This window comes from Massilia sp. R2A-15 (assembly GCF_030704305.1).
GTDB lineage: Bacteria > Pseudomonadota > Gammaproteobacteria > Burkholderiales > Burkholderiaceae_D > JAFCUW01.
Window position 1 is genome coordinate 2,450,164 of record NZ_CP131935.1, and the last position, 26,809, is coordinate 2,476,972.

Genomic DNA, 26,809 nt, shown 5'->3' on the forward strand with positions numbered 1-26,809 from the left:
ATCCAAATTGCCTTGGCTCTTGGCGAAAAATCATGATCATCATAAACCCGGAAGCAGCGACCACATATCCTCGGTGCATAAAACGACAAAAATTCCAGGAAAAATTTTCAGCGACGACAGCCGCCGGGCAGTCCGCGAAGGCAAAAAAATAGCCCACGCAAAGGTGGGCTATTTTTTCGATGCTGGAGGCGAGGACGGGAATCGAACCCGTCTAAACGGCTTTGCAGGCCGCTGCATAACCTCTTTGCTACCTCGCCGAGGATATACTGTTTTTGCTGAACAGCCCGCCGGGGGCCGCTAACAAAAAGGGAAGCCAGGCTTCCCTTTTAGAATTCTGGAGCGGGAGAAGAGTCTCGAACTCTCGACCTCAACCTTGGCAAGGTTGCGCTCTACCAACTGAGCTACTCCCGCATTGGAGTCCTGCATTTTACCACTACCTGCATGCGCCAGTGAAGCACTGGAGCGGGAGAAGAGTCTCGAACTCTCGACCTCAACCTTGGCAAGGTTGCGCTCTACCAACTGAGCTACTCCCGCATTTGCAAGACAGCTATTATCGCTGAAAAGGTGTTTTTTTTCAAGGACAACATTTCGACGTTTGCTCCAAATTTCTGGAGCGGGAGAAGAGTCTCGAACTCTCGACCTCAACCTTGGCAAGGTTGCGCTCTACCAACTGAGCTACTCCCGCGTCGTTCACAACAGGCACGCATTATAGAGGTTCCAGCCGGTGTGTCAAGGATGCGGGGTGACGATTTTTCAATCCAGCGCCGCCGACTTTTCCTTGATCAGCGGCCAGGCCAGGCGCAGGTAGTAAAACATCGACCAAACCGTCAACACCGCGGCGATGTACATGAACGCCGTGCCGAGCAGCTGCGTGTCGACGAAGCCGTAGACAATGTCGTGGAACAGCAGCATCGGGATGGCCGTCATTTGCGCCGCGGTCTTGATCTTGCCCAGCGAGCTGACCGCCACCGAGCGCGAGGCGCCGATCTGCGCCATCCACTCGCGCAGCGCCGAGATGGCGATCTCGCGGCCGATGATGATGAAGGCGATGAAGTGGTCGACCCGGTCCAGGTGCACCAGCACCAGCAGCGCGCCGGCCACCATCAGCTTGTCGGCCACCGGGTCGAGGAAGGCGCCGAACGCCGACGTCTGGTTCCAGCGCCGCGCCAGGAAGCCGTCGAACCAGTCGGTGACGGCGGCGATGATGAATACCAGGGTCGCGGCCAGGTCCTGGTCGGAACGCGGCAGCCAGTGGATGGGAAGGTAGTAGACACCGACAACGAGGGGGATGAGCGCTACGCGTAACCAGGTCAGCAGAATCGGAATGTTGAAGGGCATAAGGGGTGAACTGGTTTACTGTTAGAAATGCTTGCGCCGCTAGTCTACCGTGGTATTGCTGTTTAAACCAGTTGGGGCGTGGATATGTTGGAGTCCGGTCCCGCGGAGCCACGGGGACGCCGAGTCCCCATTGGCCTGTTTGTGGAGGGCGTCAATACAAAAATGGGGTCAGGTTCGCAGGACCAGACCCCGACGGCGCGCTCAGTGCAACTGCTTGTAGATTTCTTCGGCCAGCGCGGTCGAGATGCCTTCGACCGACTTGAGGTCTTCGACACTGGCATTGACCACGCCGCGCAGCCCGCCAAAGCGCGCCAGCAGGCGCTGGCGGCGTTTGGCGCCGATGCCTTCGATCTCTTCCAGGCTCGAGGTCTGGCGCGTCTTGGCGCGCTTGGCGCGCATGCCGGTAATCGCAAAGCGGTGCGCCTCGTCGCGGATCAGCGCGACAAGCATCAGCGCCGCCGATTCCTTGCCCAGCTCCCGCGACGCGCGGCCATCGGCGAAGATCAGCGTCTCGAGCCCGACGCGGCGCCCCTCCCCTTTTGCCACGCCGACGATCAGGCTGATGTCGAGGCCCAGCTCCGCGAACACCTGGCGCGCCATCTCGACCTGTCCCTTGCCGCCGTCGACCAATACGACGTCGGGCATCACGCCGTCGCCATTGGCCACTTTCTCGTAGCGCCGCATCAGCACCTGTCGCATCGCCGCGTAGTCGTCGCCCGGCGTGATGCCGTTGATGTTGTAGCGGCGGTACTCGCCGTTCTGCATCGCGTGATGATGGAACACCACGCACGACGCCTGGGTCGCTTCGCCCATCGTGTGGCTGATGTCGAAGCATTCGATGCGCAGCGTGTCGAGGTCTTCGGTCTCGAGCCCCAGCACGTCGGCCAGCGCGCGCGTGCGCGACTGCTGCGAGCCCTGCTCGGACAAGAGGCGCGCCAGCGAGATCTCGGCGCCCTTCTGCGCCAGCTCGAGCCACTGGCGGCGCTGCTTCTCCGGCTGGAAGATCAGGTTGATGCGGTGCCCGCACTGCTCGGCCAGCGCCGCCATCAAGGCCGGCTGGTCGAATTCGATATTCAGGATCAGGGTGCCGGGGATGAATTTCTCGGTGTAGTGTTGCGCCAGGAAGGCCGCCAGCACTTCGACTTCGATGGAGGATTCGGTCACCGCCTCGGCCACCTGGGTCGGGAAGTAGGCGCGGTCGCCCAAGTGACGCCCGCCGCGCACCATCGCCAGGTTGACGCAGGCGCGCCCGCCCTGCACCACCACGGCGATGATGTCGACGTCGGCGTCGCCGGTCGTCTCCATGCTTTGCTGGTGCAGCACCTTCGACAGCGACTGGATCTGGTTGCGCACCGCGGCCGCCTGCTCGAACTTGAGCTGCTCGGCGAAGCCGTGCATCTTGGCTTCCAGGTCGGCCATCACTTCGCTCTGGCGCCCGCGCAGGAACTTGCCGGCGTTTTCGACGTCGATGCGGTAGTCCTCGCGCGTGACCAGGTCCACGCACGGCGCGCTGCAGCGGCCGATCTGGTGCAGCAGGCAGGGACGCGTGCGGTTCGAGTACACGCTGTCCTCGCAGGTGCGCAGCATGAACACCTTCTGCAGGATCTGGATCGATTCCTTCACCGCCCAGGCGCTCGGGAACGGCCCGAAGTACTGGTTGCGCTTGTCGAGCGCGCCGCGGTAGTAGGCCATGCGCGGCACGTCGCCGCCAGTGATCTTCAGATACGGGTACGATTTATCGTCGCGGAACAGGATGTTGAAGCGCGGCTTGAGCGTCTTGATCAGGTTGTTTTCCAGGATCAGCGCTTCGGCTTCGCTGTGCGTCACCGTGGTCTCCAGCCGCGCGATGCGCTCGACCATCATGGCGATGCGCGGGCTCGACAAGTTCTTCTGGAAGTAGCTCGACACGCGCTTTTTCAGGTCGCGCGCCTTGCCGACGTAGAGCACCGCGTCGGCCGCGTCGAAATAGCGGTACACGCCCGGCAGGTTGGGCAGCTTGGAGACGGTCGCGAGCACCTGGGCGCGCGGATCGGGATTCACTTCTGACATTGCGGTTTCAGCCTTGCGTGACGATGACGAAGGCGACGCCGTAATCGGCTTCGTCGCTGATCGTCACCTGTGCACTCAGTTTATTCTGTTGCATGAATTCTTCCAGCGCGCCGCTGCAGACGATCACCGGCTTGCCGCTGGGGGCGTTGAGCATCTGGGCCGAGCGCCAGGTCATCGGCATGCGCATGCCCAGCCCGACGGCCTTGGAAAACGCTTCCTTGGCCGAGAAGCGCGTGGCCAGGAAGCGCAGGCCGCGGATTTCATTCTTGGCGCGGCGCGCGTGGAACTTCTCCAGTTCCTGCGGCCCGAGGATTTTTTCGGCGAAGCGCTCGTTGCGCGCGAGCGCCGCCTCGACGCGCGAGATCTGCACGATGTCCGTGCCGATCCCGTAGATCATTGTGCGCGGCCCAGTGCGACGCCGAGGCGCGCGGCGACCATGATCGCCTTCATCTCGCGCACCGCGTTCTCGAAGCCGGCGAACACCGCATGCGCGACGATCGCGTGGCCGATATTGAGCTCGCCGATGTCCTCCAGCGCGGCGATCGCCTGCACGTTGGTGTAGTGCAGGCCGTGGCCGGCGTTGACCTTCAGGCCGCGCTGCACGCCGAAGCGGGCGCCGGCGCGAATCCGCCCCAGTTCGTGGGCCAGTTCGTCGCCCTCGGCTTCGGCGTAGCGGCCGGTGTGCAGCTCGATCACCGGGGCGCCCAGGTCGGCGGCGGCGCCGATCTGCAGTTCGTCCGGGTCGATGAACAGGCTCACGCGGATGCCCTCGCCCTGCAGCTGCTTGACCGCCGCCTCGACCTGCTTGTAGTAGCGGATCACATCGAGCCCGCCTTCGGTGGTCACTTCCTCGCGCCGCTCCGGCACCAGGCATACGTCCTGCGGCTTGACGGAACAGGCGAAGTCGATCATCTCCTGGGTCACCGCGGCTTCGAGGTTCATGCGCGTGACCAGCTGCGGACGGATCGCGACGACGTCGGCGTCCTTGATGTGGCGGCGGTCTTCGCGCAGGTGCAGCGTGATGACGTCGGCGCCGGCCTGCTCGGCCAGCAGCGCGGCGCGGATCGGGTCGGGATAGACGGTGCCGCGCGCATTGCGCAGCGTCGCCACGTGGTCGATGTTGACGCCCAGGTCGATGACCGGGCCGGATGGTTGCAGGTAGCTCATGGTAATTGCCGTTGTTGTGGTTATAACTGCAGCAGGTCGATCAGGATCTGGCGCGTGTTGAGCGGCGCGCCGCCCAGCTGGTGCGCCAGCAGGAAGCGCATCATCTGCTTGCCCTGCGCCTGCGTCACCGGATCGGCATAGTCGTCGCGCTCCATGTCGAGCAGGGTCTGGCCATCGACGGCCGGCCAGGTGTCGGACAGGCGCGCCACGCGCGGGCCGCGTTCGGGATCGACGACGTATTCGACGCCGGGCTCGATCGGATCGCGCGAACCGGCGCAGCGGCTCAGGTCGGCCGCGACGCCCGTCTCCTTAAGTAAGGCCCGTTCGAATTTTCTCAAGACGATTTGCGCCGGCTCGCCGTGCGCCAGCTGATTGAGCGTCGCGACGTAGTGGTCGAACAGGGCAGGATGCGGGTCGTCGCGCGCGATCAGCTTGACCAGCAGTTCGTTGAGGTAGAAGCCGCACAGGAGCGCGGTGCGCTCCAGCGGCAGCATGCCGCCGACCCATTCGGCGTCGATCAGGGTGCGCAGCTCGGCGCGTCCGCTCCACGAGGTCGACAGCGGCTGGAAGGTTTGCAGCACGCCGCGCAGTTTCGAGTGCGGGCGCTTGGCGCCCTTCGCAACCAGTCCGATGCGCCCGTACTCGCGCGTGAACATGTCGACGATCAGGCTGGTTTCTTTGTAGGGATAGCTGTGCAGGACGAAGCCGGGCTGGCCGTTGATGCGGTCGCGCGGCAAGGCGCGGCTGCGTTTCGGCGCCGCCGCGGCCGGCACGGCGATGGCGAGGTCGGCGTCGAGGGTGTCCATGCGCGGCCGCAGTCGGGCGCTGCCTTATTCGTAGCCGTAGGCGCGCAGCCCGGCTTCGTTGTCGGCCCAGCCGGATTTGACCTTGATCCAGATTTCCAGGTACACCGGGCCGCCGAACAACTTTTCCATGTCCAGGCGCGCCTGGGTGGAAATTTCTTTCAGGCGCGCGCCCTTGTTACCGATCAGCATGGACTTGTGGGTGTCGCGCTCGACCAGCACGGCGGCGAAGATCCGGCGCAGGTCGCCCTCCTGCTCGAACTGCTCGATCAGCACGGTGCTGGTGTACGGCAGCTCGTCGCCGACCAGGCGGAACACTTTTTCGCGCACGATCTCGGCGGCGAGGAACTTCTCGCTGCGGTCGGTGATGTCGTCCGGGCCGAAGATCGGCGCGTTCTCCGGCAGCAGCTTCCTGATCTCGCCCTGCAGCGCATCGACCTGGAAGCGCAGCTTGGCCGACACCGGCACGACGGCGGCGAAGTCGTGCTTGGCGGCGATCTGCTGGGCGAACGGCATCAGCGCGGCCTTGTCCTTGACGCGGTCGGACTTGTTGATCACCAGGATCACCGGCACTTCCTTCGGCAGCAGGTCCACCACTTGCTGGTCGGCCGGCCCGAAGGTGCCCGCTTCGACCAGGTAGAGAATCACGTCGGCCGAGATGAGCGTGTTGGTGACGGTCTTGTTGAGCGTCTTGTTGAGCGCGTTCGAGTGGCGCGTCTGGAAGCCTGGCGTGTCGACGTAGATGAACTGCGCGTCGTCGATGGTCTGGATGCCGGTAATGCGGTGGCGAGTGGTCTGCGCCTTGCGCGAGGTGATCGACACCTTGGCGCCGATCAGCACGTTCATCAGGGTCGATTTGCCGACGTTGGGGCGGCCGATGATGGCGATGTAGCCGCAACGGAAATTATCTGGGGTGCTGCTGGAGGTATTCATGCCGACTTCGTTTCTGGATGCGTTTGTTTGGATGCCTTGGCCTCGGCCTTGCCGTCCGCCTTGGCGGGGGCTGGGGCGGCTTCGGCGTCGCTCTGGATGGTGGCGATGCCGGCCAGCTTGAGCTGGGCGGCGCGCGGCTTGGCCTTGCGTGCGGCGGCCGGCGACTTCATCAGCGCCTGCTCGGCCACCTCGAGCGCCAGCTTGGCGGCGGCCTGCTCGCCGGCGCGGCGGCTGCCGCCGCGGCCGTAGACCTGAATGCCAAGCTTGGGCACCAGGCATTCGATCTCGAATTCCTGGCTGTGCGCGGCGCCGTGGGTCGCCACCACGTTGTAGGTCGGCAGCGAGATTTTTTTACTTTGCAGGAATTCCTGCAGCAGGGTCTTGGCGTCCTTGCCCAGTGTACGCGGATCGACCGAATCGAGGATCGGGATGTAGAACGCCCGGATCACGTCGCGCGCGGCGTTGAAGCCGGAATCGAGGAAGATCGCGCCGAGCAGCGCTTCCAGGGTGTCGGCCAGGATCGACGGACGGCGGAAACCGCCCGACTTGAGCTCGCCCTCGCCCAGCCGCAGGAACTGCGACAGTTCGAGCTTCTGGGCGATTTCGTAGAGCGACTGCTGCTTGACCAGGTTGGCGCGCAGGCGCGACAGGTCGCCCTCGTCGATCGCGGTGAAGCGCTCGTACAGCACCGAGGCGACCACGCAGTTGAGGATCGAATCGCCAAGGAATTCCAGCCGCTCGTTATGCACGCTGCTATGGCTACGGTGCGTCAAGGCTTGCTGCAACAGGCCAGCATCCTGGAACGTGTAACCTAAGCGAGTTTGCAATAACTGAAGATTCATTGGGCGAATGGTCGTGTGGTCCGGTTGTTACTTGGCGGCGGCAGCGGCGGCCGGCGCCGCAACGTTCGGCGCCGTGCTGCCGGCATAGTCGATCAGAAGGCTGACGTTGCCGGCGATCGGGATCTTCTTCTGGTAGGCGAAGCTGATCTCGGTGTCGCCGGATTCGCGCGAAAATTCCAGGTCCTTGCCGCGGATCGCTTCGACGGCGTTGATCTCGGCGTTCTTGTCGAAGGCCTGCTGCATCGCCAGCGTGCTGCCGCCGGCCGCCTTGGCCGAAGCGATGCCCTGCTTGACCGAACGGTATTCAACCCAGGTCGGGAACACTTTCATCGCGAAAATGCCGAGCACGCCGAGAATGGCCAGCACAAAAATGAGCCCGGTCAGCGAAATGCCGCGCTCCCTGCCATTGAATACCTGTTTCGATCCTTGCATCTGATTCCCTTTCGACTTAATGAATGCTACCGATGCGCTTCAGGTTGAACTTGCTGCTCATCCAGACAAAGAAGGCCTTGCCGACGATGTTCTTGTTCGGCACGAAGCCCCAGTAGCGGCTGTCCGCGCTATTGTCGCGGTTGTCGCCCATCATAAAGTAATTGCCTTCCGGCACGATACAAGTAAATTTCTCGTAGGAATAAACGCAAGCCTCGCGGTTCGGGAAACTATCGACCTGCTGCAGGTCGATGGTACGCCGGTTCTTCATGGTCAGGATGCTGTGTGGCGCGTTCGGCAAGTCTTCCTTGTATTGCTGACGCAATTCGAGGCTGTCCTCCTCCAGGTAGTCCGGCATGTCCGAGTAGGCGACCGGCTTGTCGTTCACCGTCAAGCGCTTGTTTTCATAGGTGATTTTATCACCCGGCACGCCGATGACCCGTTTGATGTAATCCTGGCTCATGTCCTTCGGATACTTGAACACCATCACGTCGCCGCGCTGCGGATCGCCGACGTCGATGATTTTCTTGTTCAGCACAGGCAGGCGCACGCCGTAGGCGTACTTGTTCACCAGGATCAGGTCGCCGATCAGCAGCGTCGGCACCATCGACGACGACGGGATCTTGAACGGCTCGTACAGGAAGGAGCGCAGGAAGAACACCAGCGCGATGACCGGGAAGAAACTGCCCGAGTACTCGATCCAGGTCGGCTGGCGCAGCAGCGCGGCCTCGATCGCAGCGCGGCTGGTGTTGTCGGTCTTGATGCCGTCGGCGGCCAGCTTGGCGTTGCGGCCGTCGAAGGCCGCCAGCGCGGCGTCGGCCGCAACGCGGCGCTGCTTGGCGAACACGAAGAGATCGAGGAACCAGATCACGCCCGTGATGACCATCAGCACGAACAGGATCAATGCAAAATTGCCCAGGATGACTTGCAGGTTCATTTATTCGTCCACTTGTAAGATTGCCAGGAAAGCCTCTTGCGGGATTTCCACCGAGCCGACTTGCTTCATGCGCTTCTTGCCGGCCTTCTGCTTTTCGAGCAGTTTCTTCTTGCGGCTGATGTCGCCGCCGTAGCACTTGGCCAGCACGTTCTTGCGCAGCGCCTTGACGTTCTCGCGCGAGATCACGTTCACGCCGATGGCAGCCTGGATCGCCACGTCGAACATCTGGCGCGGAATCAGCTCGCGCATCTTGGCGGCAACCTGGCGGCCGCGGTAGGTGGCGTTCGAGCGGTGCACGATGATGGCCAGCGCATCGACCTTCTCGCTGTTGATCAGCATGTCGACCTTGACCACGTCGGCCGCGCGGTATTCCTTGAACTCGTAGTCCATCGAGGCATAGCCGCGCGAGGTCGACTTGAGCTTGTCGAAGAAGTCGAGGACGATTTCGGCCATCGGCATTTCGTACACCAGTTTGACCTGGCGGCCGTGGTAGCTCATGTCCATCTGCACGCCGCGTTTTCCCACCGCCAGCGTGATCACCGAGCCGACGTACTCCTGCGGCATATACAGGTTCACGGTGACGATCGGCTCGCGCACTTCGAGGATCTTGGTGGTCTCGGGCATCTTGGACGGGTTGTCGACCTTGACGACCGAGCCGTCGCGCATCTCGACCTCGTACACCACGGTCGGCGCCGTGGTGATCAGGTCCATGTCGAATTCGCGCTCGAGGCGTTCCTGCACGATCTCCATGTGCAGCAGGCCCAGGAAGCCGCAGCGGAAGCCGAAGCCCAGCGCCTGCGACACTTCCGGCTCGTACATCAGGGCGGCGTCGTTCAGCTTGAGCTTTTCCAGCGCGTCGCGCAGCGCGTCGTACTGGTTCGCCTCGACCGGGAACAGGCCGGCGAACACCTGCGGCTGGACTTCCTTGAAGCCCGGCAGCGGCGCGGCAGCCGGCTTGGCGGCGTGGGTGACGGTGTCGCCCACCTTGGCGGCCTTGAGTTCCTTGATGCCGGCGATGACGAAGCCCACCTGGCCGGCCGACAGCTGCGGCAGCGGCTGCGAACGCGGCGAAAACACACCGACGCTTTCGACCAGCTGGGTCGATTCGGTCGCCATCAGCAGGATCTTTTCCTTCGGCTTGAGGGTGCCGTTCATCACGCGCACCAGCATCACCACGCCGACGTAGTTGTCGAACCAGGAGTCGACGATCAGCGCCTGCAGCGGCGCGTCCGGGTCGCCCTTCGGCGGCGGCACCTTGGCGATCAGCGACTCGAGCACGTCCTCGACACCGAGGCCGCTCTTGGCCGAGCACTTGACCGCGTCGGTCGCGTCGATGCCGATCACGTCTTCGATTTCCTTGATCGCGTTGGCCGGGTCGGCGTGCGGCAGGTCGATCTTGTTCAGCACCGGCACCACTTCGACGCCCAGGTCGAGCGCGGTGTAGCAGTTGGCCACGGTCTGCGCTTCCACGCCCTGCGAGGCGTCCACCACCAGCAGCGCGCCTTCGCAAGCGGACAGGCTGCGCGAGACTTCGTAGCTGAAGTCGACGTGGCCCGGGGTGTCGATCAGGTTCAGGTTGTAGACGACGCCGTCGCGCGCCTTGTAGTGCAGCGCCGCGGTCTGGGCCTTGATGGTAATGCCGCGCTCGCGCTCCAGGTCCATCGAATCGAGCACCTGGGCTTCCATGTCGCGGTCGGACAGGCCGCCGCAAATCTGGATGATACGGTCGGCCAGCGTCGATTTGCCGTGATCGATGTGGGCGATGATGGAGAAGTTACGTATGTTATTCATTAACAAATTCAAGACCAAAAGAGTGAAGCGGCGCAACGAAAAAAGCGCTCCGAGGGGGAATATTCGATTCCCCGGACGAGCGCCTTATCAAGCGAGAGAAGCTGTTTGCCAGGACAGAAGCTTTTCCGACCCTCGCATTTTACCGGATTTCAGGGTAGAAAGCCCGGGTTTCTACGGCGACGCGGGAGTGGCGGACGCTAAAATTATGCAAAAATTTGCATAATTATAACGGATATGGGACTCGTCGTTCCTGCGCAGGCAGGAACCCATGCTGACGTGGCACTCCCGCTCAGTATGGGTTCCAGCCTTCGCTGGAACGACGAGCTCGTGACTCAGCGCTTTTCGGATGCTGCCAGAAAGGCGCGGACCGCTTCGTGGTCAAGGAAATAATGGCACAGCTCGGGCGCGGCCAGGTCGGCGCCGAACAGCACCGGCACCAGCTCGTCGAAGCGCGCCACCAGGGCCGGGTCGGCATCGACGTCGATCACGTCGATGTCGAAGCGCCGGCCGTCCGTTTCCATCGCCTTGAGCGCCGCCAGCATGTCGTCGCACAGGTGGCAGTAGCTGCGCGAGTAGAGCGTGAAGCGGATCACTGGCGCGGCCGGATCACGCGGTAGGCGGTCACCGTGTCACGCCGCACCAGCAGGGCCACCGGCTTTTTCGGATCGAGCTTGGCCACCATCGCGTTGAACTGCTTGGCGTCCTTCACTTCGACGTTGTTGACCTGCAGGATCAGGTCGCCCGGCCGCACATCGGCGCGCGCGGCCACCCCTTCGGCGGAGTCGACCAGCACCGCGTCCTGCTTGAGCTCCTTGCGCTGCGCGTCGGACAGGTCGGACACGTGCAGACCCAGCGCGTTCGGGACGGCTTCGGGCTTGGGCTTCTTCGGCGCCGGTTTGGCGGCCGGCTTCTCGTCCTCCAGCTGGGCCACGGTGACCGGGATGTCGAGCTGGGCGCCCTTGCGCCACACCGTGACGACCGCGCGGCTGCCGATCGCGCTGCCGCCGACCTGGCGCGGCAGGTCGCCGCTGCGCTCGATCGCCACGCCGTTGAATTTGAGGATGATGTCGCCGACCTTGATGCCGGCCTTGTCGGCCGGGCCGCCCGGCTCGACCAGCGCGACTTCGGCGCCGCGCGCCTTGCCCAGGCCCAGCGACTCGGCCACGTCCTTGCCCACTTCGCCGATCTGCACGCCGAGCCGGCCGCGCGCCACCTTGCCGGTCTTGCGCAGCTGGTCCGACACGCGCATCGCCTCGTCGATCGGCACCGCGAAGGAGATGCCGTTGTAGCCGCCGGACAGGGTGGCGATCTGCGAATTGATGCCGATGACTTCGCCGCGCATGTTGATCAGCGGGCCGCCGGAGTTGCCGGGATTGACGGCGACGTCGGTCTGGATCAGCGGCAGGTAGTCGCCGGTGTCGCGCGCCTTGGCCGAGATGATGCCGGCCGAGACCGAGTTCTCCAGGTTGAACGGCGAGCCGATCGCGATCACCCACTCGCCCACGCGGATCTTGCTCGAGTCGCCGGTTTTCAGGTACGGCAGGTTGGTCGCGTCGAGTTTGAGGACGGCGACGTCGGAGCGCTTGTCGGCGCCCAGCACCTTGGCCTTGAACTCGCGCCGGTCGGTCAGCGTGACGAGCACCTCGTCGGCGCCTTCGACAACGTGGGCGTTGGTCAGCACCAGGCCGTCGTTGGAGATGACGAAGCCCGAGCCGACGCCGCGCTGGACTTCCTCCTCCTGCTGCGGGGCGCCGCGCTTGCCGCGCGGCGAAGGGCGCGGAATCTGCTGGCCGAAGAAGCGGCGCAGGAATTCCTGCATCTCCTCGTCGCCCGGGCTGCCCTGCCCCAGCTTGACCTTTTCGGTGGTGCGGATGTTGACCACGGCCGGGCCGACGCGCTCGATCAGGTCGGTGAAATCGGGCAGGCCGGTGACGACCGGCACCGACACCTGGGAGGCGGCGAATGCGGTCGGCGCGGAAAAGGCGGCGAGCAAGGCCGCAGACAGAACGACGCGGCTGGCGAAAGAGGAAATGGTCATGGGGTCATGGGATCAGTTCGACAATTGACGCAATGGTAAGCGAAAAAATCGGAATTGTCGCGACAGCTCACCCGGCGCCGACAAAGGCGGGGACTCGGCGTCCCCGTCGCTCCGCCGGACCTGGAAGGAATCGAGCCTTGCAAGGCTCGACCGTTCCGCAGGCGCGAAGCTACGCTTCACTAATTCCCTGCTGCACCCCCAGGGGTTGGGCCGCGGCCCTTGCAGAAAAACTTGACGTCCCAAATCAGATCACGAAGTGGCGGCGACCTTCTTCAAATCGGGCGCCGCCTCGGCTACCGGCGCTTCGGCCGCGGGCGGGTGGACAAGGCCGCGCCGCGCCGGCGCCGGCTCCGCCGCCAGGCGCGCCGCCAGGCGCTCGCCGAAATCGTCGGACAACTCGGGTGTTGCCTGCGCGCGCAATTCGTCGCCGATCCGGTGGTAGGCGTCCCAGGCCTGCTCGCCGTCGCGCGCGCGCAAGGCCGCGAACGCCAGCTCGAGGTCGGACGCCGCCAGCTCGCCATCGGTGAGGGCCGAAATGTGCTCGCGAATTTTCTTGTTTGTGTCCATCGTGCTTTCACCGTCCGTGTGATCAATTTACCACCTGTCTTGCCATCATTGCTACGGCTGACGCCGCTTGTCAACCGGGAAATCGAGTAAAGGCTTCAATTTTTCGGCTATCACCTCGCGCGCCCGGAAAATCCGGCTCCGGACTGTGCCGATTGGACACGCCATGACTTCCGAAATCTCCTCGTAGCTCAATCCTTCAATCTCGCGCAGCACGATGGCCGTGCGCAATTCCAGCGGCAGCGCTTCCATCGCGGCATTGACCGTGTGCGCGATCTGCTTGCTTGCCAACATCGATTCGGGCGTGTTGATGTCGCGCAGGCTGTCGGCCTCGTCGAACGACTCGGCGTGCTCGGCATCCGATTCGGTCGATGTCGGCGCGCGCCGGCCCTGCGTCACCAGAAAATTTTTCGCCGTGTTGATGCCTATCCGGTACAACCATGTATAAAATGCCGAATCACCGCGGAAGTGCCGCAGGGCCCGGTACGCCTTGATGAACGTTTCTTGAACAACATCCTCCGCCTCGGCCGGGTCGTGCACCAGCCGCGACACCAGACGCATCAACCTGCGCTGGTACTTGGCCACCAGCAGGTTGAAAGCCTGCCGGTCTCCGCCTTGTACCCGCTCGACCAGCACCTGGTCAAATTCGCGTTCGGTTGTCACTAAACCATGCCCCGGTGGTGGCAGCGGCGTTGTCTCCTTGTGTATAAGAGTTGGCGCGCTGCAATAAGTTCAAAGTTTTTTATAGGTTTCCTTGCGCACCGCGAGATCGCGCAACGCCACCGCCAGGCGCCGGAACTGTCCGGCGCCGACAGTGTCCGGCCACAGCGCCAGCGACGTACCGGCCGCGCCGTCGGCGCCGGACAGGCGCAGCAGCAACAGCCCGGGCCACAGCGTCGAACCCGGCAACAAGTGCACGACCGCGCCTTGCTCATCGGTGGCCCCACTCTCTTGTTGTACCGTCAGCCGACATTGGCCGAGTCCAGATATATCAATCCGGCGCGCGTTTGCACGGCTGAGCAGCGCGCGCAGCGATGGCAGGGCCGCGATCATGCAGGCGCAGGCGGCCAGCCGCGGGTGGGAGAAATTGCCGGCGCCGCCGGCCATGGCCAGCGCGGCGCCCATGTTGGCCGCGCCATAGCACAGCAGCACGCCGCGCATCAGGCGCGACGGCACAACGACGGCAGACACCGCGATGGACATAAGGGAGGAAGGTGGTACGGGCTTCGACCGCGATGGCCGGGCAAAAGGGAAGCCTGAAACGTCAAACGCCCATCCTTGAGACAAGGATGGGCGCTGGGAGTTCAGTCGCCGGGAGGCCGGCGGGACTGTCGCGTTACGGCGCCTTGCCGAACACCAGGGAACCGTTGGTGCCGCCGAAGCCGAACGAGTTTTTCACCGCGTAATCGATCTTCATGTCCCGCGCGATATTGGCGCAGAAGTCCAGGTCGCAAGCAGGATCCTGGTTGAAGATGTTGATCGTCGGCGGCGAGACCTGGTTGTGCATCGCCAGCACCGTGAACACCGCCTCGAGGCCGCCAGCGCCCCCGAGCAGGTGGCCGGTCATCGACTTGGTGGAGTTCACCACCAGCTTCGACGCGTGCGCACCGAAGGTCTTCTTGATGCCCTGCACTTCGGCCAGGTCGCCCAGCGGCGTCGAGGTGCCGTGCGCGTTGACGTAGTCGATCTGCTCGACGTTGATGCCCGCATTGTCCAGCGCCGAGACCATGCAGCGGCTTGCGCCGGCGCCGTCTTCGACCGGCGAGGTCATGTGGTAGGCGTCGGCGCTCATGCCGAAGCCGAGCAGCTCGGCGTAGATCTTCGCGCCGCGCGCCTTGGCGTGCTCATACTCTTCGAGCACCATGACGCCTGCGCCCTCGCCCAGCACGAAGCCGTCGCGGTCGACATCCCACGGCCGCGAAGCGGTGGCCGGATCGTCGTTGCGCGAGGACAGCGCGCGGGCCGAAGCGAAGCCGCCCAGGCCCAGCGGCGAGACGGTCGACTCGGCGCCGCCGGCGATCATCACGTCCGCGTCGCCATACTCGATCAGGCGGCCAGCCGCGCCGATGCAGTGCAGGCCGGTGGTGCAGGCGGTGACGATGGCCAGGTTCGGGCCGCGCAGGCCGAACTTGATCGACAGGTCGCCCGAGATCATGTTGATGATCGAAGCAGGCACGAAGAACGGCGAAATGCGGCGCGGGCCGCGCTTGTCGTAGTCTTCCTTGGTTTCTTCGATCATCGGCAGGCCGCCAATGCCGGAGCCGACGATCACGCCGATGCGGTCGCGGTTTTCATCGGTGACTTCGATGCCGGAATCCTGCAGGGCCTGGATACCGGCCGCCATGCCGAAATGGATAAACGTATCCATGTGGCGCGCTTCTTTGCCGGGGATGTAATCCTCGATATTGAAGCCCTTGACTTCGCCCGCGAAACGGGTCGAAAACGGCTCGGCGTCGAACTTGGTGATGTTGGCAATGCCCGACTTGCCGGCCAGGGCCGCGCTCCAACTGTCGGCAATATTGTTGCCGATAGGTGAAACGGCACCCAGGCCGGTGATGACGACACGACGGTTTCGTGAACGGCTCAAGCGATTCTCCTGGTGCTAGCGGAAGCTTAGGCCTTGACGTGCGCCGTGGCGTAGTCGATTGCCTGCTTCACGGTCGTGATCTTTTCAGCCTGCTCGTCAGGGATTTCCATTTCGAACTCGTCTTCCAGGGCCATTACCAGCTCGACGGTGTCGAGGGAATCGGCGCCGAGGTCGTCAACGAACGAGGAATCGATTTTGATGTCTGCTTCTGCAACGCCCAGTTGTTCAGCGACGATTTTTTTAACGCGTTGTTCGATATCCGACATGTTATGGCTCCATTGTGTGTGTTACGGAAAGTGCGCGCATTTTATCAGGTTTGCGCGTTCTAGAACTAATTTCGGCGTATGACGTTAACTCAACCGAAAGCACTGCTAAAAGACGAGATTTTGCTGGAATCGGGCCTGGCGCCCCCGCCAATTCTGCCCCACTTCAGCAAAACCTGCATCAATTCATGAACATCCCGCCATTCACGTGCAGGGTGGTGCCCGTGATATAGGCGCCTTGCGGGCCCGCCAAAAACGCCACCGCGTGGGCGATGTCTTCCGGAGCGCCCAGGCGGCCCAGCGGAATCTGGGTCAGCAAGGACGCATGCTGGTCGGCGCCGAGCGCCTTGGTCATGTCGGTGTCGATGAAGCCCGGCGCGACGCAATTGACGGTGATATTGCGGCTGCCGATCTCGCGCGCCAGCGCGCGGCTCATGCCTTCCACGCCGGCCTTGGCCGCCGCGTAATTCATTTGCCCCGGATTGCCCGACGATGCTACCACCGACGTGATGTTAATAATACGCCCATGTTTGGATTTCATCATGCCGCGCAGAACGGCGCGCGACAGGCGGCCCACCGCGTTCAGGTTGGTGGCGATGACGCTGTCCCACTCCTCGTCCTTCATGCGCATGGCCAGCTGGTCCTGGGTGATGCCGGCGTTGTTGACCAGGATGGTCAGGGCGCCGTAGCTGGCCGCCACGTCGGCCACCGCTGCCGCGCAGGCCGCGGCGTCGGTGACGTTGAGGGTCACGCCCTTGCCGCCGAAGTCCTTCAGGTATTCCGAGATGGCGGCCGCGCCGCTGTCGGTGGTGGCGGTGCCGACCACCTTGGCGCCCTGGCGCGCCAGTTCCAGCGCGATGGCCTTGCCGATACCGCGCGATGCGCCGGTGACCAGCGCGACTTGATTTTCCAGATTCATTGTTGTCCTTGATTGTAGTTATGCACCGCTTGTCGTTTCCGCCACTGGCGGAAACGACCTCCTGCGAAGGCAGGAGCCCATGCTGACTCCGTTCGCCTCAGCATGGGTTCCTGCCTGCGCAGGAACGACAGATCAGTTCAGCGTTGCGAGCACGCGCTCGAGCGATGCCTGGTCCACCAGCGCTTCGCCGGCCAGGCGCGCATCGATGCGCTTGGCCATGCCGATCAGCACCTTGCTCGGTGCGCTTTCGATCACTTGCGTCACGCCCTGGTCAGCCATGAACTGCATCGCTTCGACCCAGCGTACCGGGCTGGCGGCCTGGCGCACCAGCGCGTCCTTGATCGCGGCCGGGTCGCGCACGATGGCGACGTCGACGTTGTTGACCAGGTCGATTTGCGGCGCGGAGAATTCGATGCCGGCCATGTAAGCCTGCAGGCGGTCCGACGCGGGTTTCAACAGCGACGAGTGGAACGGCGCCGACACCGCCAGTTTCATGGCGCGCTTGGCGCCCTTGGCCTTGGCGATCTCGCAGGCGCGGTCCACCGCCGCGGTATGGCCGGCGATCACGATCTGGGTTGGTTCGTTGAAATTGACCGGCTCGATGACGGCGCCCGGCGTTTCAGCGGCCGCTTCGGCGCACACGGCGCGCACGTCGTCGGCCGACAGGCCCAGCACGACGGCCATGCCGCCCTGCCCGACCGGCACCGCGTCCTGCATCGCGCCGGCGCGGAAACGCACCAGCGGCACGGCGTCCTTGAACGGGATCACGCCGGCGGCGACCAGCGCCGAGTATTCACCGAGGCTGTGGCCGGCCACCATGGCTGGCGCCGGGCCGCCGGCGGCGATCCAGGCGCGGTACACGGCGACGGCGGCGGTCAGCATGACCGGCTGGGTGTTGGTGGTCAGGTCGAGGTCTTCCTTCGGGCCTTCGGCAATCATCTTGCCGAGGTCGAAGCCGAGCGCGTCCGACGCTTCGGCGACGGTCTGGTCAACCACCGCGTTGCCGGCAAAGCCATTCAACATGCCGACGGCTTGCGAGCCCTGGCCAGGAAACAGGAATGCGAATTTAGTCATTGAAACTGTGTGCTCCAGAGATCGTTATTGTTCAGTGCTGCCGATTACATGCGTGCCAGCACGGCGCCCCAGGTGAAGCCGCCGCCGACGCCTTCCATCAGCACATTATGTCCCGGCTTGATGCGGCCATCGCGCACGGCTGCATCGAGCGCCAGCGGAATCGAGGCGGCGGAGGTATTGCCGTGCTGATCGACGGTGACGACCATCTTGTCTTCCGGCAGCTTGAGCTTCTTGGCGGTGCTCTTCATGATGCGGATGTTGGCCTGGTGCGGCACCAGCCAGTCGAGTTCTGCCGGCTTCATGCCGGCGTGTTCCAGCGCCTCGTTGGCGACCTGCTCGAGCACCGATACGGCCAGCTTGTAGACCGCCGGGCCGTCCATGTACAGGAAACCGCTGCCGGCGATGGCGCCGTTGGCCAGGCTGCCCGGCACGGAAAGGATGTCGGCGTGGCTGCCGTCGGCGTGCAGCTTGGTGGCCAGGATGCCCGGCTCGCTCGATGCGGTCATGACGATCGCGCCGGCGCCGTCGCCGAACAGCACGCAGGTGGTGCGGTCGTCGAAATTGAGGATGCGCGAAAACACTTCGGCGCCGATCACCAGCACGTTCTTGTGGGCGCCGGCCTTGATGAAGGCGTCGGCCACCGACACCGCGTACACGAAGCCGCTGCAGACGGCCTGGACGTCGAAGGCGGCGCCGTGGTTGCCCATGCCCAGCTTTTGCTGGACGATGCAGGCCGTGCTCGGGAAACTTCCGTAGAAATCCGGGGTCGAACTGGCAACGATGACCAGGTCGATATCCTGCGGCTGCAGGTCGGCCATCTCGAGCGCCTTGCGGGCCGCGTTCACCGCCAGGTCCGACGACAACTCGTCCGCCGCGGCGTAGTGGCGCGCCGAAATACCGCTGCGCGAGACGATCCACTCGTCCGAGGTTTCGATGCCCTTGGCGGCCAGTTGCGCGGTCAGGTCTTCATTGGTGACGCGTTGCTTCGGCAGGTAGCTGCCGGTGCCGATAATCTTGCTGTACAAAGTCATTGCTGGCCGTCCACTTAGAGGGTTGGGTTTGGCGCCGCCAGGTCGGACACGGCCCGCTCCGGCGCATTGGGCATCAGCTCGGCGATCATGGTCGAGAGCTGTTCCTGCACATTAAATTTCGCTGCGTCGAAGGCGCGCTTGATCGCCCACTCGTAGGAGTAGGCGTCGGCGCTGCCGTGGCTCTTGAACACGAGGCCGCGCAAGCCCAGCAGTCCGGCGCCGTTGTAGCGCGACGGGTTGAAGCGGTGCTTGATCTGGTCCAGCGCGCCCTTGGCGATAAGCGCGCCGAGCATGGTCAGCACGTTGCGCCGGAATTCGGTGTTGATCACGTCCTTCATGAAGCGGCCCAGACCTTCGATCGCCTTCAGGGTGACGTTGCCGACAAAGCCGTCGCACACGACCACGTTGACGGTGCCCTTGAAGATGTCATTGCCTTCGACGTTGCCGTAGAAATTGAGCAGGCCGCGCGCGTGGTCTTCGTGCAGCAGCTTGGCGGTGGCCTTGACCACTTCGTTGCCCTTGATGTCTTCGGTGCCGACGTTGAGCAGGCCGATGGTCGGGCGCGCTTCGCCTTCCATCGCGGAAAACAGGACCGAGCCCATCACCGCGAACTGGTGCAGGTGGTGCGCTTCGCAATCGACGTTGGCGCCCAGGTCGAGCATGTAGGTAGGGCCGTTCTTCTGGTTCGGCAGGATCGAGCAGATGGCCGGGCGGTCAACGCCAGGCATGGTCTTGAGCACGTAGCGCGACACGGCCATCAGGGCGCCGGTGTTGCCGGCCGAGACGCAGGCTTGCGCCTGGCCGCCCTTGACCGCCTCGATCGCCACGCGCATCGAGGAATCCTTCTTGCGGCGCAGCGCCACTTCAATGGCGTCGTCCATTTCCACCACTTCGGAGGCATGCTGGATGGTGATGCGCGGATGGCTGTCAGCCTTGAGCCGATGCAATTCGGCGCGGATGTCGGCTTCGATGCCGACCAGGATCAGCGCGGCCTCGGGCTCGTGCTTGAGAAAGGAGATGGCTGCCGGAATGGTCACGGAACAACCGTGGTCGCCGCCCATGCAGTCGATCGATAAAGTAATTGTCATTTGGTAGGTGCGTGCCGCGGCTCAAACATGGCGGGCGGCAGGATGCGATCTGTGGGCGAGCGCCAGGCAGAGTCAGCGTAATTCAAAATGACGGAGTGCAAATTTTTGCAGCCGAAGACAAAGAAAAAGCGGTGCCACGCAAACCAGCTACGTCGCACCGCCTTCATCTTACTCAAAACAGGACGTCGATTACTCGTCGTTCTTGGTCTTGAGAACCTTACGGCCACGGTAGAAGCCGTTAGGGCTGATGTGGTGACGCAGGTGCGTCTCGCCGGTCGTAGGCTCGATGCCCAGCTGTGGCGCGACCAGGAAGTCGTGCGAGCGGTGCATGCCGCGCTTCGAAGGGGATTTCTTATTCTGCTGAACTGCCATGATAACTCCTAATACATAAGTTCTAAAATTCTAACACATTCGACTGGCAAATACATGCGAATCGAGTATCCCAGCGGCAAATATTACTTTACCGACATGTTTAACGCTTGTACTGCATTTTCCAACATCACTGCCATACTCGATTGCTACACGCGTTTGACACGTTTGTTACGTACTGCTTATTCGGTTTTCAGGTCCTTGAGGCCGGCGAACGGCGACGGCTTGACCGCCTTCAGCGCATCGAGCTGCTTCGTATCCGGGCAGACTTCGTGCTTCGGCACGGTCGGCAAGGCCAGCAGCGCCTCGTCTTCGATCAGGTCGCGGATATCGCAGTCGCGGGTGCCGACAATCACATCGACGCTCTCGTCATCGAGGATCTCCTCGATCGCATCGGCATCCTCGTCGTCCTTGCCCAGCACCAGCATGGTCGACGAATCCATTTCGTAGGCAAACGGGGCCAGGCATCGCTGGCAGACCAGCTGCACGGTTCCGGAGACCGACAAGGTCATCGACGGATAGCCCTGGATGGTGACCGCGCCATCGACTGCCCAGGCGATCTCGCCCGACTGGTCGGCGCACTCCTTGCTCAAGCGGCTCATTTCGGCGACTGGCGTGACGCCATCGCGATGGCCGTTGCTTCGACTAAATTCAAAGGCGTCGATGACAAAAGCGCTCATTTGAGAAACCACCCTGAGAAAACCTGCGATAATAGCAGGCTTATCCCCATGCAGTCAAAGACTTGCCGCTTTTTTTTGCGGCGAGGAGCCAGGCGTGTCGCCCGCGATACGAATTGGCGGGCTGCACCCGACCGAGCCTGCGATGATACCAAATTCCGCCCCGCCCCGCCTGATTCTTGCGTCGAGTTCGGCCTATCGCCGCGAGTTGCTGTCACGCTTGCAACTGCCGTTCGAGGTGATGGCGCCCGACATCGACGAGACATCCTTGCCTGGCGAACAACCGGAAGCGACGGCGCTGCGGCTGGCGCGCGAGAAGGCGGCGGCGGTGGCGCGCCAGGCGCCGGGCAGCATCGTGATCGGGTCAGACCAGGTCGCCACGCTCGACGGCGAGCAGATCGGCAAGCCGGGCGACCATGCGCGCGCGCTGGCCCAGCTGCAAAAGATGCGCGGACGGCGCGTGGTGTTCCACACCGCCCTGTGCGTGTGGGACAGCCGCGCCTGCGCCCTTACCGGCCCGTCTCAGCTGGACAACATCCAGACCATCGTCACCTTCCGCGACCTGCCCGATGCCGAGCTCGACGCCTACCTGCGCATCGAACAGCCCTACGATTGCGCCGGCAGCGCCAAGAACGAAGGGCTGGGCATCGCGATCCTGGAGCGGATCGACAGCAGCGACCCGACCGCGCTGACCGGCCTGCCCATGATTGCCCTCACCGCCATGCTGCGCAAGGCGGGCGTGCGCTTTTTCGGCCTTTGAACCATTTACCCTACTAACAAGAATATGCCCGGCATCCTGTACCTCATTCCCAACACCCTTGGCCCCACCGACGCCGTAGCCGGCGCCCTGAACCACGTCATCCCCAAACACGTGCAGGCGCTGACCGCGCGGCTCGACTGCTTTGTGGCCGAGAACGCGAAGACCGCGCGCGCCTTCCTCAAACTGATCGCGATCGATCATCCGCTGGCCAGGCCGCTGCAGGAAATCGATATCGCTGAACTGAACGTGAATACCCCGCCGGCGGCGCTCGAGGGCCTGCTGGCGCCGCTGCTGGCCGGGCGCGATTGCGGGCTGGTGTCCGAAGCGGGCGTGCCGGCGGTGGCCGATCCGGGCGCCGACCTGGTGCGCCTGGCGCATCAGCACGGCATCACGGTCAAGCCGCTGGTCGGGCCGTCGTCGCTATTGCTGGCGGTGATGGCCAGCGGGCTTAATGGGCAAAGCTTCGCGTTCAACGGCTATCTACCGACCGACGCGGCGCAGCGGGCCAAGCGGATCAAGGAGCTGGAGCAGCGTTCGAGCCGCGAGAAGCAGACGCAATTGCTGATCGAGACGCCGTATCGCAATGGCGCCATGCTGGAGGCGCTTTCCGGAGCATGTCTTCCGGGGACGCTGATTTGCGTAGCGACGGATTTATCGCTGCCGACCGAATCGATCCGCACCCTGAGCGCGGCCAAATGGAAGGCGGCACTCGCTGGCGGCAAGGCGCCGGACTTCCACAAGAAGCCGACGGTATTCCTGCTGCTGGCTTAAGAACGTCGTTCCTGCGAAGGCAGGAACCCATGCTGAAGAAGCGTATCGGTGGGCTTGCTCAGTATAGGTACCAGCCTTCGCTGGTACGACAGGCGGCGCTAGTGGACTTCCTGTGCCAGCTCGTTGATCCACTCGAACGCGGCCAGCTCGATCTCCCGCAGGTCCTTGATGGTCAGGTCGAGATGGCGCAGCGCGGCGCTCAGCGCCTTGCCGCACTTGTCCTTCTCCAGCATCTCGACGATGTTGAGCATCTCGCCGTACTCGCCCTCGCGGTCGAGCAGCGCGGCGCGCGCCTCCCCCGCCACGTCCACAGTGTCGAGGATGTCTTCCATCGACATCGAAAACAGCGCATCGGTCAGCGACATGATGCCGACCGTGAAGCCGGTGTCGGCCGCGGCGCGCTGGCCCGGATGGATCTTCAGGCTCATCAGCTCGAGCATCTTGCCGCGCGTGGTCGCCATCTGCAGCAGCGGCAGGTTCATCTCGACCTGGGCGCCCGGCGTGGCGTACAGCAAAATCTGCAGCCAGCGCTGCAACTGCCGCCGGCCCAGCACTTCAATCGCCTGGCCCAGCGTGTCGATCTTGCCGCGCACGCCGGCGGCCGGCGTGTTGACCAGGCGCAGCAGGTTCAGGCTGATTAGCGCGTCGCGCTTGACCGCCAGTTCGATCGTGTGATTGTCCGCGTCCGAGTTGACCAGTTCCAGCAGGTCGAGGATCGCCAGCTCGGACGGCGCGATCTTCTTGCCGCTCATGATGTCGGGGCGGGCGAAATAAAATCCCTGGAAGTATTCGAAGCCCAGTTCCAGGCACAGCCGGAACTCTTCCTGGGTTTCGACCTTCTCGGCCAGCAGCTTCTTGTGCTGCTGGCGCAGCGAGGCTGTCAACGACGGCAGGCGCGCCGGGTCCACGCCCTTGACGTCGATCTTGATCACGTCGACCAGCTTGACCAGCGCGCGCACGTCGTCGGACTCGGCCACCACGTCGTCGAGGGCGAACTTGAAGCCCAGCGACTTGAGTTCGCGCACGCGCGCGACCAGCTCCGGCGTGGCCTTGACGGTTTCGAGGATCTCGAGGATGACCTTGTCGGCCGGCAGGAAGCGCACGTAGTCGCTCATCAGCGCCGCCTCGGTGACGTTGACGAACGCCAGTTGCGCGCCTACCACATGTTCCATGCCCAGTTGCGACGCGTGCGAGATTACCGCCGCCGTGGCGGCAGCGTCGTCGGTAACGTTTGCCTCGGTCGAGCCGGCCGTGCGGAACAGCAATTCGAACGCGACCAGGTGCTGGTCACGGCCGAGAATCGGCTGGCGCGCGAGAAAGAACTCGTCGAACGGCAAAGACATTTGGGCCGCAGCAATTGACACGCGAAACTCCCCTTAATCGGTCGGGCACACAAAATCCCGGGCGGTGGAATCGTCCGGGCAAAGCCCACATACCGAATATACACCAATTTTCGATTTCTTTACATTTAGACATCGAATCGGTGTGCGGAGTTCACGGCCGGCGCGATCCGGGCGGACGCGGACCGGTCGGGCGGCCGCTCGGACGCGCGCTGGGGCGTCCGGAGGTGGTGCGCGGCGCTGCGGCCGCAGGGGTGCCTGCCGGCGCCTGGCCAGGCAGGCGCAGGCTGCCGGCGCCCGAGGTCGGGCTGGCGCGCCGCGCGTTACCGACCGGCATGCGCACTGAGCCGTTGGCGCCGACGCGGCTGGCGGCCGAGCCCGTCACCTGCACGCCGGACTCGATCACGAAGGTCGCGCCGGCGTCCTTGCCGAGCACCTTGACCAGGTAAGGCATCACCTGCTGCAGGATCGGCTCGAGCGTGTACGGCGGATTGACGATGAACATGCCGCTGCTGTGCAAGCCGAAACCGTCCGGGCCCGGGGTCGAGATGGTCAGGGTGACGTTCAGCCAGTCCTTGCACGGCAGGCGCTTGAGCTTGTCAGCGAACTGGCGCGATTCCATGCGCTGCAGCAGCGGATACCAGATCGCGAACATGCCCGACGGGAAGCGTCCCAGCGCCTCTTCGACGGCGTCGCGCACCTTGCGGTAGTCCTGCTTGTCTTCGTAAGGCGGGTCGATCAGCACCAGCGCGCGGCGCGACGGCGGCGGCAGCAGGGTTTTCAGGGCATGGAAGCCGTCGCCGCGTTCGACCAGCACGCGCTTGCCGCGTCCGGACGGGCGCTCGCCCTGAGCCGCGGCGTGTTCGGCCACCTTGCGGAAATTGTCCGCGAGGATCTTGGCGTCGGCCGGATGCAGCTCGAACAGGCGCAGGCGGTCCTGCTCGCGCATCGCCTTGTCGGCGCAGTAAGGCGAGCCGGGGTAGTAGCGCATCTTGCCGCTTGGATTCAAGCCCTTGACCAGGTCAACGTAGGCCGCCAGCGGCTTGGGCAGGTCCTTGCGGTCCCACAGCGGGGCGATGCCGGTTTCGTATTCCGCGTTCTTGGAAGCGTAGCCGCTGTCGAGCGCGTACACGCCGGCGCCCGAGTGGGTGTCGATGTAGGTGTAGGCGGTGTCCTTCTGGTTCATGTATTCGTGCAGCTGAATTTGCACGAAGTGCTTCAGGACGTCGGCGTGGTTACCCGCGTGAAAGGCGTGGCGGTAGCTAAGCATGGTGTTTCCAGGTAGTGAATCGGGGAATATCCCGACATTATCCACTACAAAGGAAAATGGGGTCAGGTCCGCAGGACCAGACCCCGATGCTGATGACGGCGGCAACTACAATAGAAGAAGAGTTGGCGCAGGCGATATCGGGGTCTGGTCCTGCGGACCTGACCCCATTTTGCGTGGTTAAGCGACCTTCTTCTCGTCGAAGAACTGCTCGTCCTCGGTCGAGCCGTGCAGCGCGGTGGTCGAACTCTGGCCCTGCTGGATCGTCTGCGTGACCGCATCGAAGTAGCTGGTGCCGACCTCGCGCTGGTGCTTGACCGCGGTGAAGCCCTTCTCGGCGGCGGCGAATTCGGCTTCCTGCAGCTCGACGAAGGCGGTCATGTTGCGGCGCGCGTAGCCGTGCGCCAGGTTGAACATGCCGTAGTTGAGCGCGTGGAAGCCGGCCAGCGTGATGAACTGGAACTTGTAGCCCATCGCGCCCAGCTCGCGCTGGAACTTGGCGATAGTTGCGTCGTCAAGGTTCTTCTTCCAGTTAAACGAAGGCGAGCAGTTATACGCCAGCATCTTGCCGGGGAACTTGGCGTGCACGGCGTCCGCGAAGGCCTTGGCGAACGCCAGGTCGGGCTTGCCCGTCTCGCACCACACCAGGTCGGCATACGGGCAATACGCCAGCGCGCGCGCCACCGATTGTTCCAGGCCGTTCTTCACCCGGTAGAAGCCCTCGACGGTGCGCTCGCCGGTGCAGAACGGCTGGTCGTTGGGGTCGATGTCCGAGGTCAAGAGGTCGGCTGCTTCGGCGTCGGTGCGGGCGATCACCAGGGTGCGCGTGCCCATCACGTCGGCGGCCAGCCGCGCGGCGGTCAGCTTTTCGACGAATTCGCGGGTCGGCACCAGCACCTTGCCGCCCATGTGGCCGCACTTCTTGACCGACGCCAACTGGTCCTCGAAGTGCACGCCGGCCGCGCCCGCGTCGATCATCGACTTCATCAGTTCGTAAGCGTTGAGCACGCCGCCGAAGCCGGCCTCGGCGTCGGCGATGATGGGCGCGAAGTAGTCGACGTCGTCCTTGCCCTCCGACCACTGGATCTGGTCGGCGCGCTGGAAGGTATTGTTGATGCGCTTGACCACCATCGGCACCGAATTGGCCGGGTACAGCGACTGGTCGGGATACATCTCGCCGGCCACGTTGGCGTCGCCCGCCACCTGCCAGCCGGACAGGTAGATCGCCTTCAGGCCGGCCTTGACCTGCTGCATGGCCTGGTTGCCGGTCAGCGCGCCCAGGGTGGCGACGAAGGGCTCGGTGTGCAGCAGATCCCACATCTTGTCGGCGCCGCGCTGGGCGATCGTGTGCTCGATCTGCAGCGAGCCGCGCAGCCGCACCACGTCGTCGGCGGTATAGCTGCGGGTTACGCCTTTCCAGCGCGGATTGGTGTCCCAGTCTTTTTGAAGGGCTGCTACTTGCTGTTCACGCGATGCCATGGTGTTCTCCTGATTGAAAAGCCGAGTTAAGAAGCGAATCCGTTAGGTACAGTGTAGGCCGGTATTGTGCGTAGCAACACACTCTTATATAAGACACATAAGCAAAATTTATTCTTTTAAAATCAACCGACTGGCATTCCGTTTTCGCGATGCGAAATGAAATTTCTCGCCATGAGAGAATTCGGGAAAATTTTTCCCGGCGTATTTTCATAATGCGGAACGGAGTTTCCGCCAGATGAAAAGCGCGCGAGTGGGCAGGAAATTGTAGAGGGAGACACCGGCGTCGGTATTGA

At 63.5% G+C, this 26,809-nt stretch carries 28 protein-coding genes and 4 tRNA genes; 2 read left to right on the top strand and 30 right to left on the bottom strand.

Annotation, left to right across the window (positions count from 1 at the left end):
• Positions 1 to 183 precede the first annotated feature (183 nt).
• From Q4S45_RS11180 to Q4S45_RS11310, 27 genes are all read right to left on the bottom strand, one after another.
• Positions 184 to 257 (bottom strand) — tRNA-Cys (locus Q4S45_RS11180).
• 78 nt (positions 258 to 335) lie between these two features.
• Positions 336 to 411, bottom strand: a tRNA-Gly gene (locus Q4S45_RS11185).
• Between the two features lie 47 nt (positions 412 to 458).
• Positions 459 to 534: transfer RNA gene (locus Q4S45_RS11190), tRNA-Gly, on the bottom strand.
• A 75-nt stretch (positions 535 to 609) separates the two neighbouring features.
• Positions 610 to 685 (bottom strand) — tRNA-Gly (locus Q4S45_RS11195).
• Positions 686 to 753: 68 nt separating this feature from the next.
• On the bottom strand, positions 754 to 1,338 hold the full coding sequence (gene pgsA, locus Q4S45_RS11200) for a CDP-diacylglycerol--glycerol-3-phosphate 3-phosphatidyltransferase (RefSeq protein WP_305511925.1): 585 nt from the start codon (positions 1,336 to 1,338) through the stop codon (positions 754 to 756).
• 201 nt (positions 1,339 to 1,539) lie between these two features.
• Entirely contained in the window at positions 1,540 to 3,387 is a 1,848-nt protein-coding gene (gene uvrC / locus Q4S45_RS11205; protein WP_305511927.1) for an excinuclease ABC subunit UvrC, read from the bottom strand.
• 7 nt (positions 3,388 to 3,394) lie between these two features.
• A complete protein-coding gene (gene acpS, locus Q4S45_RS11210) occupies positions 3,395 to 3,784 on the bottom strand; it encodes a holo-ACP synthase (RefSeq protein ID WP_305511929.1) in 390 nt (129 codons plus the stop codon).
• A complete protein-coding gene (gene pdxJ, locus Q4S45_RS11215) occupies positions 3,781 to 4,554 on the bottom strand; it encodes a pyridoxine 5'-phosphate synthase (RefSeq protein WP_305511931.1) in 774 nt (257 codons plus the stop codon). The genes acpS and pdxJ overlap by 4 nt, the downstream gene beginning before the upstream one ends.
• A gap of 20 nt (positions 4,555 to 4,574) precedes the next feature.
• Complete coding sequence (gene recO, locus Q4S45_RS11220) at positions 4,575 to 5,360, bottom strand: DNA repair protein RecO (RefSeq protein WP_305511933.1); 786 nt, start codon at positions 5,358 to 5,360, stop codon at positions 4,575 to 4,577.
• A 24-nt stretch (positions 5,361 to 5,384) separates the two neighbouring features.
• A complete protein-coding gene (era, locus tag Q4S45_RS11225; RefSeq protein ID WP_305511935.1) occupies positions 5,385 to 6,290 on the bottom strand; it encodes a GTPase Era in 906 nt (301 codons plus the stop codon).
• Positions 6,287 to 7,063 carry a ribonuclease III gene (gene rnc, locus Q4S45_RS11230; RefSeq protein ID WP_374046093.1) on the bottom strand — a complete coding sequence of 259 codons (777 nt, stop codon included), beginning with the start codon at positions 7,061 to 7,063 and terminating at the stop codon, positions 6,287 to 6,289. Before rnc ends, era begins: the two co-directional genes overlap by 4 nt.
• A gap of 96 nt (positions 7,064 to 7,159) precedes the next feature.
• Positions 7,160 to 7,564 carry a DUF4845 domain-containing protein gene (locus Q4S45_RS11235; RefSeq protein WP_305511939.1) on the bottom strand — a complete coding sequence of 135 codons (405 nt, stop codon included), beginning with the start codon at positions 7,562 to 7,564 and terminating at the stop codon, positions 7,160 to 7,162.
• Positions 7,565 to 7,580: 16 nt separating this feature from the next.
• Positions 7,581 to 8,498, bottom strand: coding sequence for a signal peptidase I (gene lepB, locus Q4S45_RS11240; protein ID WP_305511941.1), 918 nt, complete (start codon positions 8,496 to 8,498; stop codon positions 7,581 to 7,583).
• Positions 8,499 to 10,289, bottom strand: a complete 1,791-nt coding sequence (gene lepA, locus Q4S45_RS11245; RefSeq protein WP_305511943.1) for a translation elongation factor 4 — start codon at positions 10,287 to 10,289, stop codon at positions 8,499 to 8,501.
• A 332-nt stretch (positions 10,290 to 10,621) separates the two neighbouring features.
• Positions 10,622 to 10,879, bottom strand: a complete 258-nt coding sequence (locus Q4S45_RS11250; RefSeq protein ID WP_305512092.1) for a glutaredoxin family protein — start codon at positions 10,877 to 10,879, stop codon at positions 10,622 to 10,624.
• On the bottom strand, positions 10,879 to 12,327 hold the full coding sequence (locus tag Q4S45_RS11255) for a DegQ family serine endoprotease (RefSeq protein ID WP_305511949.1): 1,449 nt from the start codon (positions 12,325 to 12,327) through the stop codon (positions 10,879 to 10,881). The genes Q4S45_RS11250 and Q4S45_RS11255 overlap by 1 nt, the downstream gene beginning before the upstream one ends.
• 249 nt (positions 12,328 to 12,576) lie before the next feature.
• Positions 12,577 to 12,894, bottom strand: coding sequence for a sigma-E factor negative regulatory protein (locus Q4S45_RS11260; protein WP_305511951.1), 318 nt, complete (start codon positions 12,892 to 12,894; stop codon positions 12,577 to 12,579).
• A gap of 51 nt (positions 12,895 to 12,945) precedes the next feature.
• The gene (gene rpoE, locus Q4S45_RS11265) at positions 12,946 to 13,554 is read right to left on the bottom strand and encodes an RNA polymerase sigma factor RpoE (RefSeq protein ID WP_305511953.1); all 609 of its coding nucleotides are present in this window, start codon (positions 13,552 to 13,554) and stop codon (positions 12,946 to 12,948) included.
• A 69-nt stretch (positions 13,555 to 13,623) separates the two neighbouring features.
• A complete protein-coding gene (locus Q4S45_RS11270) occupies positions 13,624 to 14,094 on the bottom strand; it encodes a hypothetical protein (RefSeq protein ID WP_305511955.1) in 471 nt (156 codons plus the stop codon).
• 133 nt (positions 14,095 to 14,227) lie between these two features.
• Complete coding sequence (gene fabF, locus Q4S45_RS11275) at positions 14,228 to 15,478, bottom strand: beta-ketoacyl-ACP synthase II (RefSeq protein WP_305511957.1); 1,251 nt, start codon at positions 15,476 to 15,478, stop codon at positions 14,228 to 14,230.
• Positions 15,479 to 15,504: 26 nt separating this feature from the next.
• Positions 15,505 to 15,744, bottom strand: a complete 240-nt coding sequence (acpP, locus tag Q4S45_RS11280) for an acyl carrier protein (RefSeq protein ID WP_005666812.1) — start codon at positions 15,742 to 15,744, stop codon at positions 15,505 to 15,507.
• A gap of 178 nt (positions 15,745 to 15,922) precedes the next feature.
• Positions 15,923 to 16,660, bottom strand: a complete 738-nt coding sequence (fabG, locus tag Q4S45_RS11285; RefSeq protein ID WP_305511963.1) for a 3-oxoacyl-ACP reductase FabG — start codon at positions 16,658 to 16,660, stop codon at positions 15,923 to 15,925.
• A gap of 132 nt (positions 16,661 to 16,792) precedes the next feature.
• Positions 16,793 to 17,734 (bottom strand): ACP S-malonyltransferase, encoded by a 942-nt coding sequence (gene fabD, locus Q4S45_RS11290; RefSeq protein ID WP_305511965.1) that lies wholly within the window; start codon positions 17,732 to 17,734, stop codon positions 16,793 to 16,795.
• A 44-nt stretch (positions 17,735 to 17,778) separates the two neighbouring features.
• Positions 17,779 to 18,765, bottom strand: coding sequence for a beta-ketoacyl-ACP synthase III (locus tag Q4S45_RS11295; protein ID WP_305511967.1), 987 nt, complete (start codon positions 18,763 to 18,765; stop codon positions 17,779 to 17,781).
• A gap of 14 nt (positions 18,766 to 18,779) precedes the next feature.
• Complete coding sequence (gene plsX, locus Q4S45_RS11300) at positions 18,780 to 19,853, bottom strand: phosphate acyltransferase PlsX (protein ID WP_305511969.1); 1,074 nt, start codon at positions 19,851 to 19,853, stop codon at positions 18,780 to 18,782.
• A 189-nt stretch (positions 19,854 to 20,042) separates the two neighbouring features.
• Positions 20,043 to 20,225, bottom strand: a complete 183-nt coding sequence (gene rpmF, locus Q4S45_RS11305; protein ID WP_008449924.1) for a 50S ribosomal protein L32 — start codon at positions 20,223 to 20,225, stop codon at positions 20,043 to 20,045.
• Between the two features lie 179 nt (positions 20,226 to 20,404).
• Entirely contained in the window at positions 20,405 to 20,902 is a 498-nt protein-coding gene (locus tag Q4S45_RS11310; RefSeq protein ID WP_305511972.1) for a DUF177 domain-containing protein, read from the bottom strand.
• Between the two features lie 142 nt (positions 20,903 to 21,044).
• Here Q4S45_RS11310 and Q4S45_RS11315 point away from each other — a divergent pair, with 142 nt between their 5' ends.
• Together Q4S45_RS11315 and Q4S45_RS11320 are read left to right on the top strand one after the other, a co-directional pair.
• Positions 21,045 to 21,659, top strand: a complete 615-nt coding sequence (locus Q4S45_RS11315; protein ID WP_305511974.1) for a Maf-like protein — start codon at positions 21,045 to 21,047, stop codon at positions 21,657 to 21,659.
• A 24-nt stretch (positions 21,660 to 21,683) separates the two neighbouring features.
• Positions 21,684 to 22,430: an SAM-dependent methyltransferase gene (locus tag Q4S45_RS11320; RefSeq protein WP_305511976.1), complete on the top strand. Its 747-nt coding sequence runs from the start codon at positions 21,684 to 21,686 to the stop codon at positions 22,428 to 22,430.
• A gap of 98 nt (positions 22,431 to 22,528) precedes the next feature.
• On the opposite strand, the gene Q4S45_RS11325 is transcribed toward Q4S45_RS11320, so the two are convergent.
• The 3 genes from Q4S45_RS11325 to aceA all read right to left on the bottom strand — a co-directional run bounded on the left by Q4S45_RS11325 (position 22,529) and on the right by aceA (position 26,516).
• The gene (locus tag Q4S45_RS11325; RefSeq protein WP_305511978.1) at positions 22,529 to 23,773 is read right to left on the bottom strand and encodes an EAL and HDOD domain-containing protein; all 1,245 of its coding nucleotides are present in this window, start codon (positions 23,771 to 23,773) and stop codon (positions 22,529 to 22,531) included.
• Between the two features lie 151 nt (positions 23,774 to 23,924).
• Positions 23,925 to 25,040, bottom strand: coding sequence for a 23S rRNA (adenine(2030)-N(6))-methyltransferase RlmJ (locus Q4S45_RS11330; RefSeq protein ID WP_305511980.1), 1,116 nt, complete (start codon positions 25,038 to 25,040; stop codon positions 23,925 to 23,927).
• 177 nt (positions 25,041 to 25,217) lie between these two features.
• Positions 25,218 to 26,516 (bottom strand): isocitrate lyase, encoded by a 1,299-nt coding sequence (gene aceA, locus Q4S45_RS11335; RefSeq protein ID WP_305511982.1) that lies wholly within the window; start codon positions 26,514 to 26,516, stop codon positions 25,218 to 25,220.
• Positions 26,517 to 26,809: the final 293 nt, after the last annotated feature.

Coding starts and splice junctions, on each gene's coding strand:
- pgsA (WP_305511925.1), bottom strand. CDS start 1,338: ATGCCCTTCAACATTCCGATTCTGCTGACCTGGTTACGCGTAGCGCTC.
- uvrC (WP_305511927.1), bottom strand. CDS start 3,387: ATGTCAGAAGTGAATCCCGATCCGCGCGCCCAGGTGCTCGCGACCGTC.
- acpS (WP_305511929.1), bottom strand. CDS start 3,784: ATGATCTACGGGATCGGCACGGACATCGTGCAGATCTCGCGCGTCGAG.
- pdxJ (WP_305511931.1), bottom strand. CDS start 4,554: ATGAGCTACCTGCAACCATCCGGCCCGGTCATCGACCTGGGCGTCAAC.
- recO (WP_305511933.1), bottom strand. CDS start 5,360: ATGGACACCCTCGACGCCGACCTCGCCATCGCCGTGCCGGCCGCGGCG.
- era (WP_305511935.1), bottom strand. CDS start 6,290: ATGAATACCTCCAGCAGCACCCCAGATAATTTCCGTTGCGGCTACATC.
- Q4S45_RS11235 (WP_305511939.1), bottom strand. CDS start 7,564: ATGCAAGGATCGAAACAGGTATTCAATGGCAGGGAGCGCGGCATTTCG.
- lepB (WP_305511941.1), bottom strand. CDS start 8,498: ATGAACCTGCAAGTCATCCTGGGCAATTTTGCATTGATCCTGTTCGTG.
- lepA (WP_305511943.1), bottom strand. CDS start 10,289: ATGAATAACATACGTAACTTCTCCATCATCGCCCACATCGATCACGGC.
- Q4S45_RS11255 (WP_305511949.1), bottom strand. CDS start 12,327: ATGACCATTTCCTCTTTCGCCAGCCGCGTCGTTCTGTCTGCGGCCTTG.
- Q4S45_RS11260 (WP_305511951.1), bottom strand. CDS start 12,894: ATGGACACAAACAAGAAAATTCGCGAGCACATTTCGGCCCTCACCGAT.
- Q4S45_RS11270 (WP_305511955.1), bottom strand. CDS start 14,094: ATGTCCATCGCGGTGTCTGCCGTCGTTGTGCCGTCGCGCCTGATGCGC.
- acpP (WP_005666812.1), bottom strand. CDS start 15,744: ATGTCGGATATCGAACAACGCGTTAAAAAAATCGTCGCTGAACAACTG.
- fabG (WP_305511963.1), bottom strand. CDS start 16,660: ATGAATCTGGAAAATCAAGTCGCGCTGGTCACCGGCGCATCGCGCGGT.
- fabD (WP_305511965.1), bottom strand. CDS start 17,734: ATGACTAAATTCGCATTCCTGTTTCCTGGCCAGGGCTCGCAAGCCGTC.
- Q4S45_RS11295 (WP_305511967.1), bottom strand. CDS start 18,765: ATGACTTTGTACAGCAAGATTATCGGCACCGGCAGCTACCTGCCGAAG.
- plsX (WP_305511969.1), bottom strand. CDS start 19,853: ATGACAATTACTTTATCGATCGACTGCATGGGCGGCGACCACGGTTGT.
- rpmF (WP_008449924.1), bottom strand. CDS start 20,225: ATGGCAGTTCAGCAGAATAAGAAATCCCCTTCGAAGCGCGGCATGCAC.
- Q4S45_RS11310 (WP_305511972.1), bottom strand. CDS start 20,902: ATGAGCGCTTTTGTCATCGACGCCTTTGAATTTAGTCGAAGCAACGGC.
- Q4S45_RS11315 (WP_305511974.1), top strand. CDS start 21,045: ATGATACCAAATTCCGCCCCGCCCCGCCTGATTCTTGCGTCGAGTTCG.
- Q4S45_RS11320 (WP_305511976.1), top strand. CDS start 21,684: ATGCCCGGCATCCTGTACCTCATTCCCAACACCCTTGGCCCCACCGAC.
- Q4S45_RS11325 (WP_305511978.1), bottom strand. CDS start 23,773: ATGTCTTTGCCGTTCGACGAGTTCTTTCTCGCGCGCCAGCCGATTCTC.
- Q4S45_RS11330 (WP_305511980.1), bottom strand. CDS start 25,040: ATGCTTAGCTACCGCCACGCCTTTCACGCGGGTAACCACGCCGACGTC.
- aceA (WP_305511982.1), bottom strand. CDS start 26,516: ATGGCATCGCGTGAACAGCAAGTAGCAGCCCTTCAAAAAGACTGGGAC.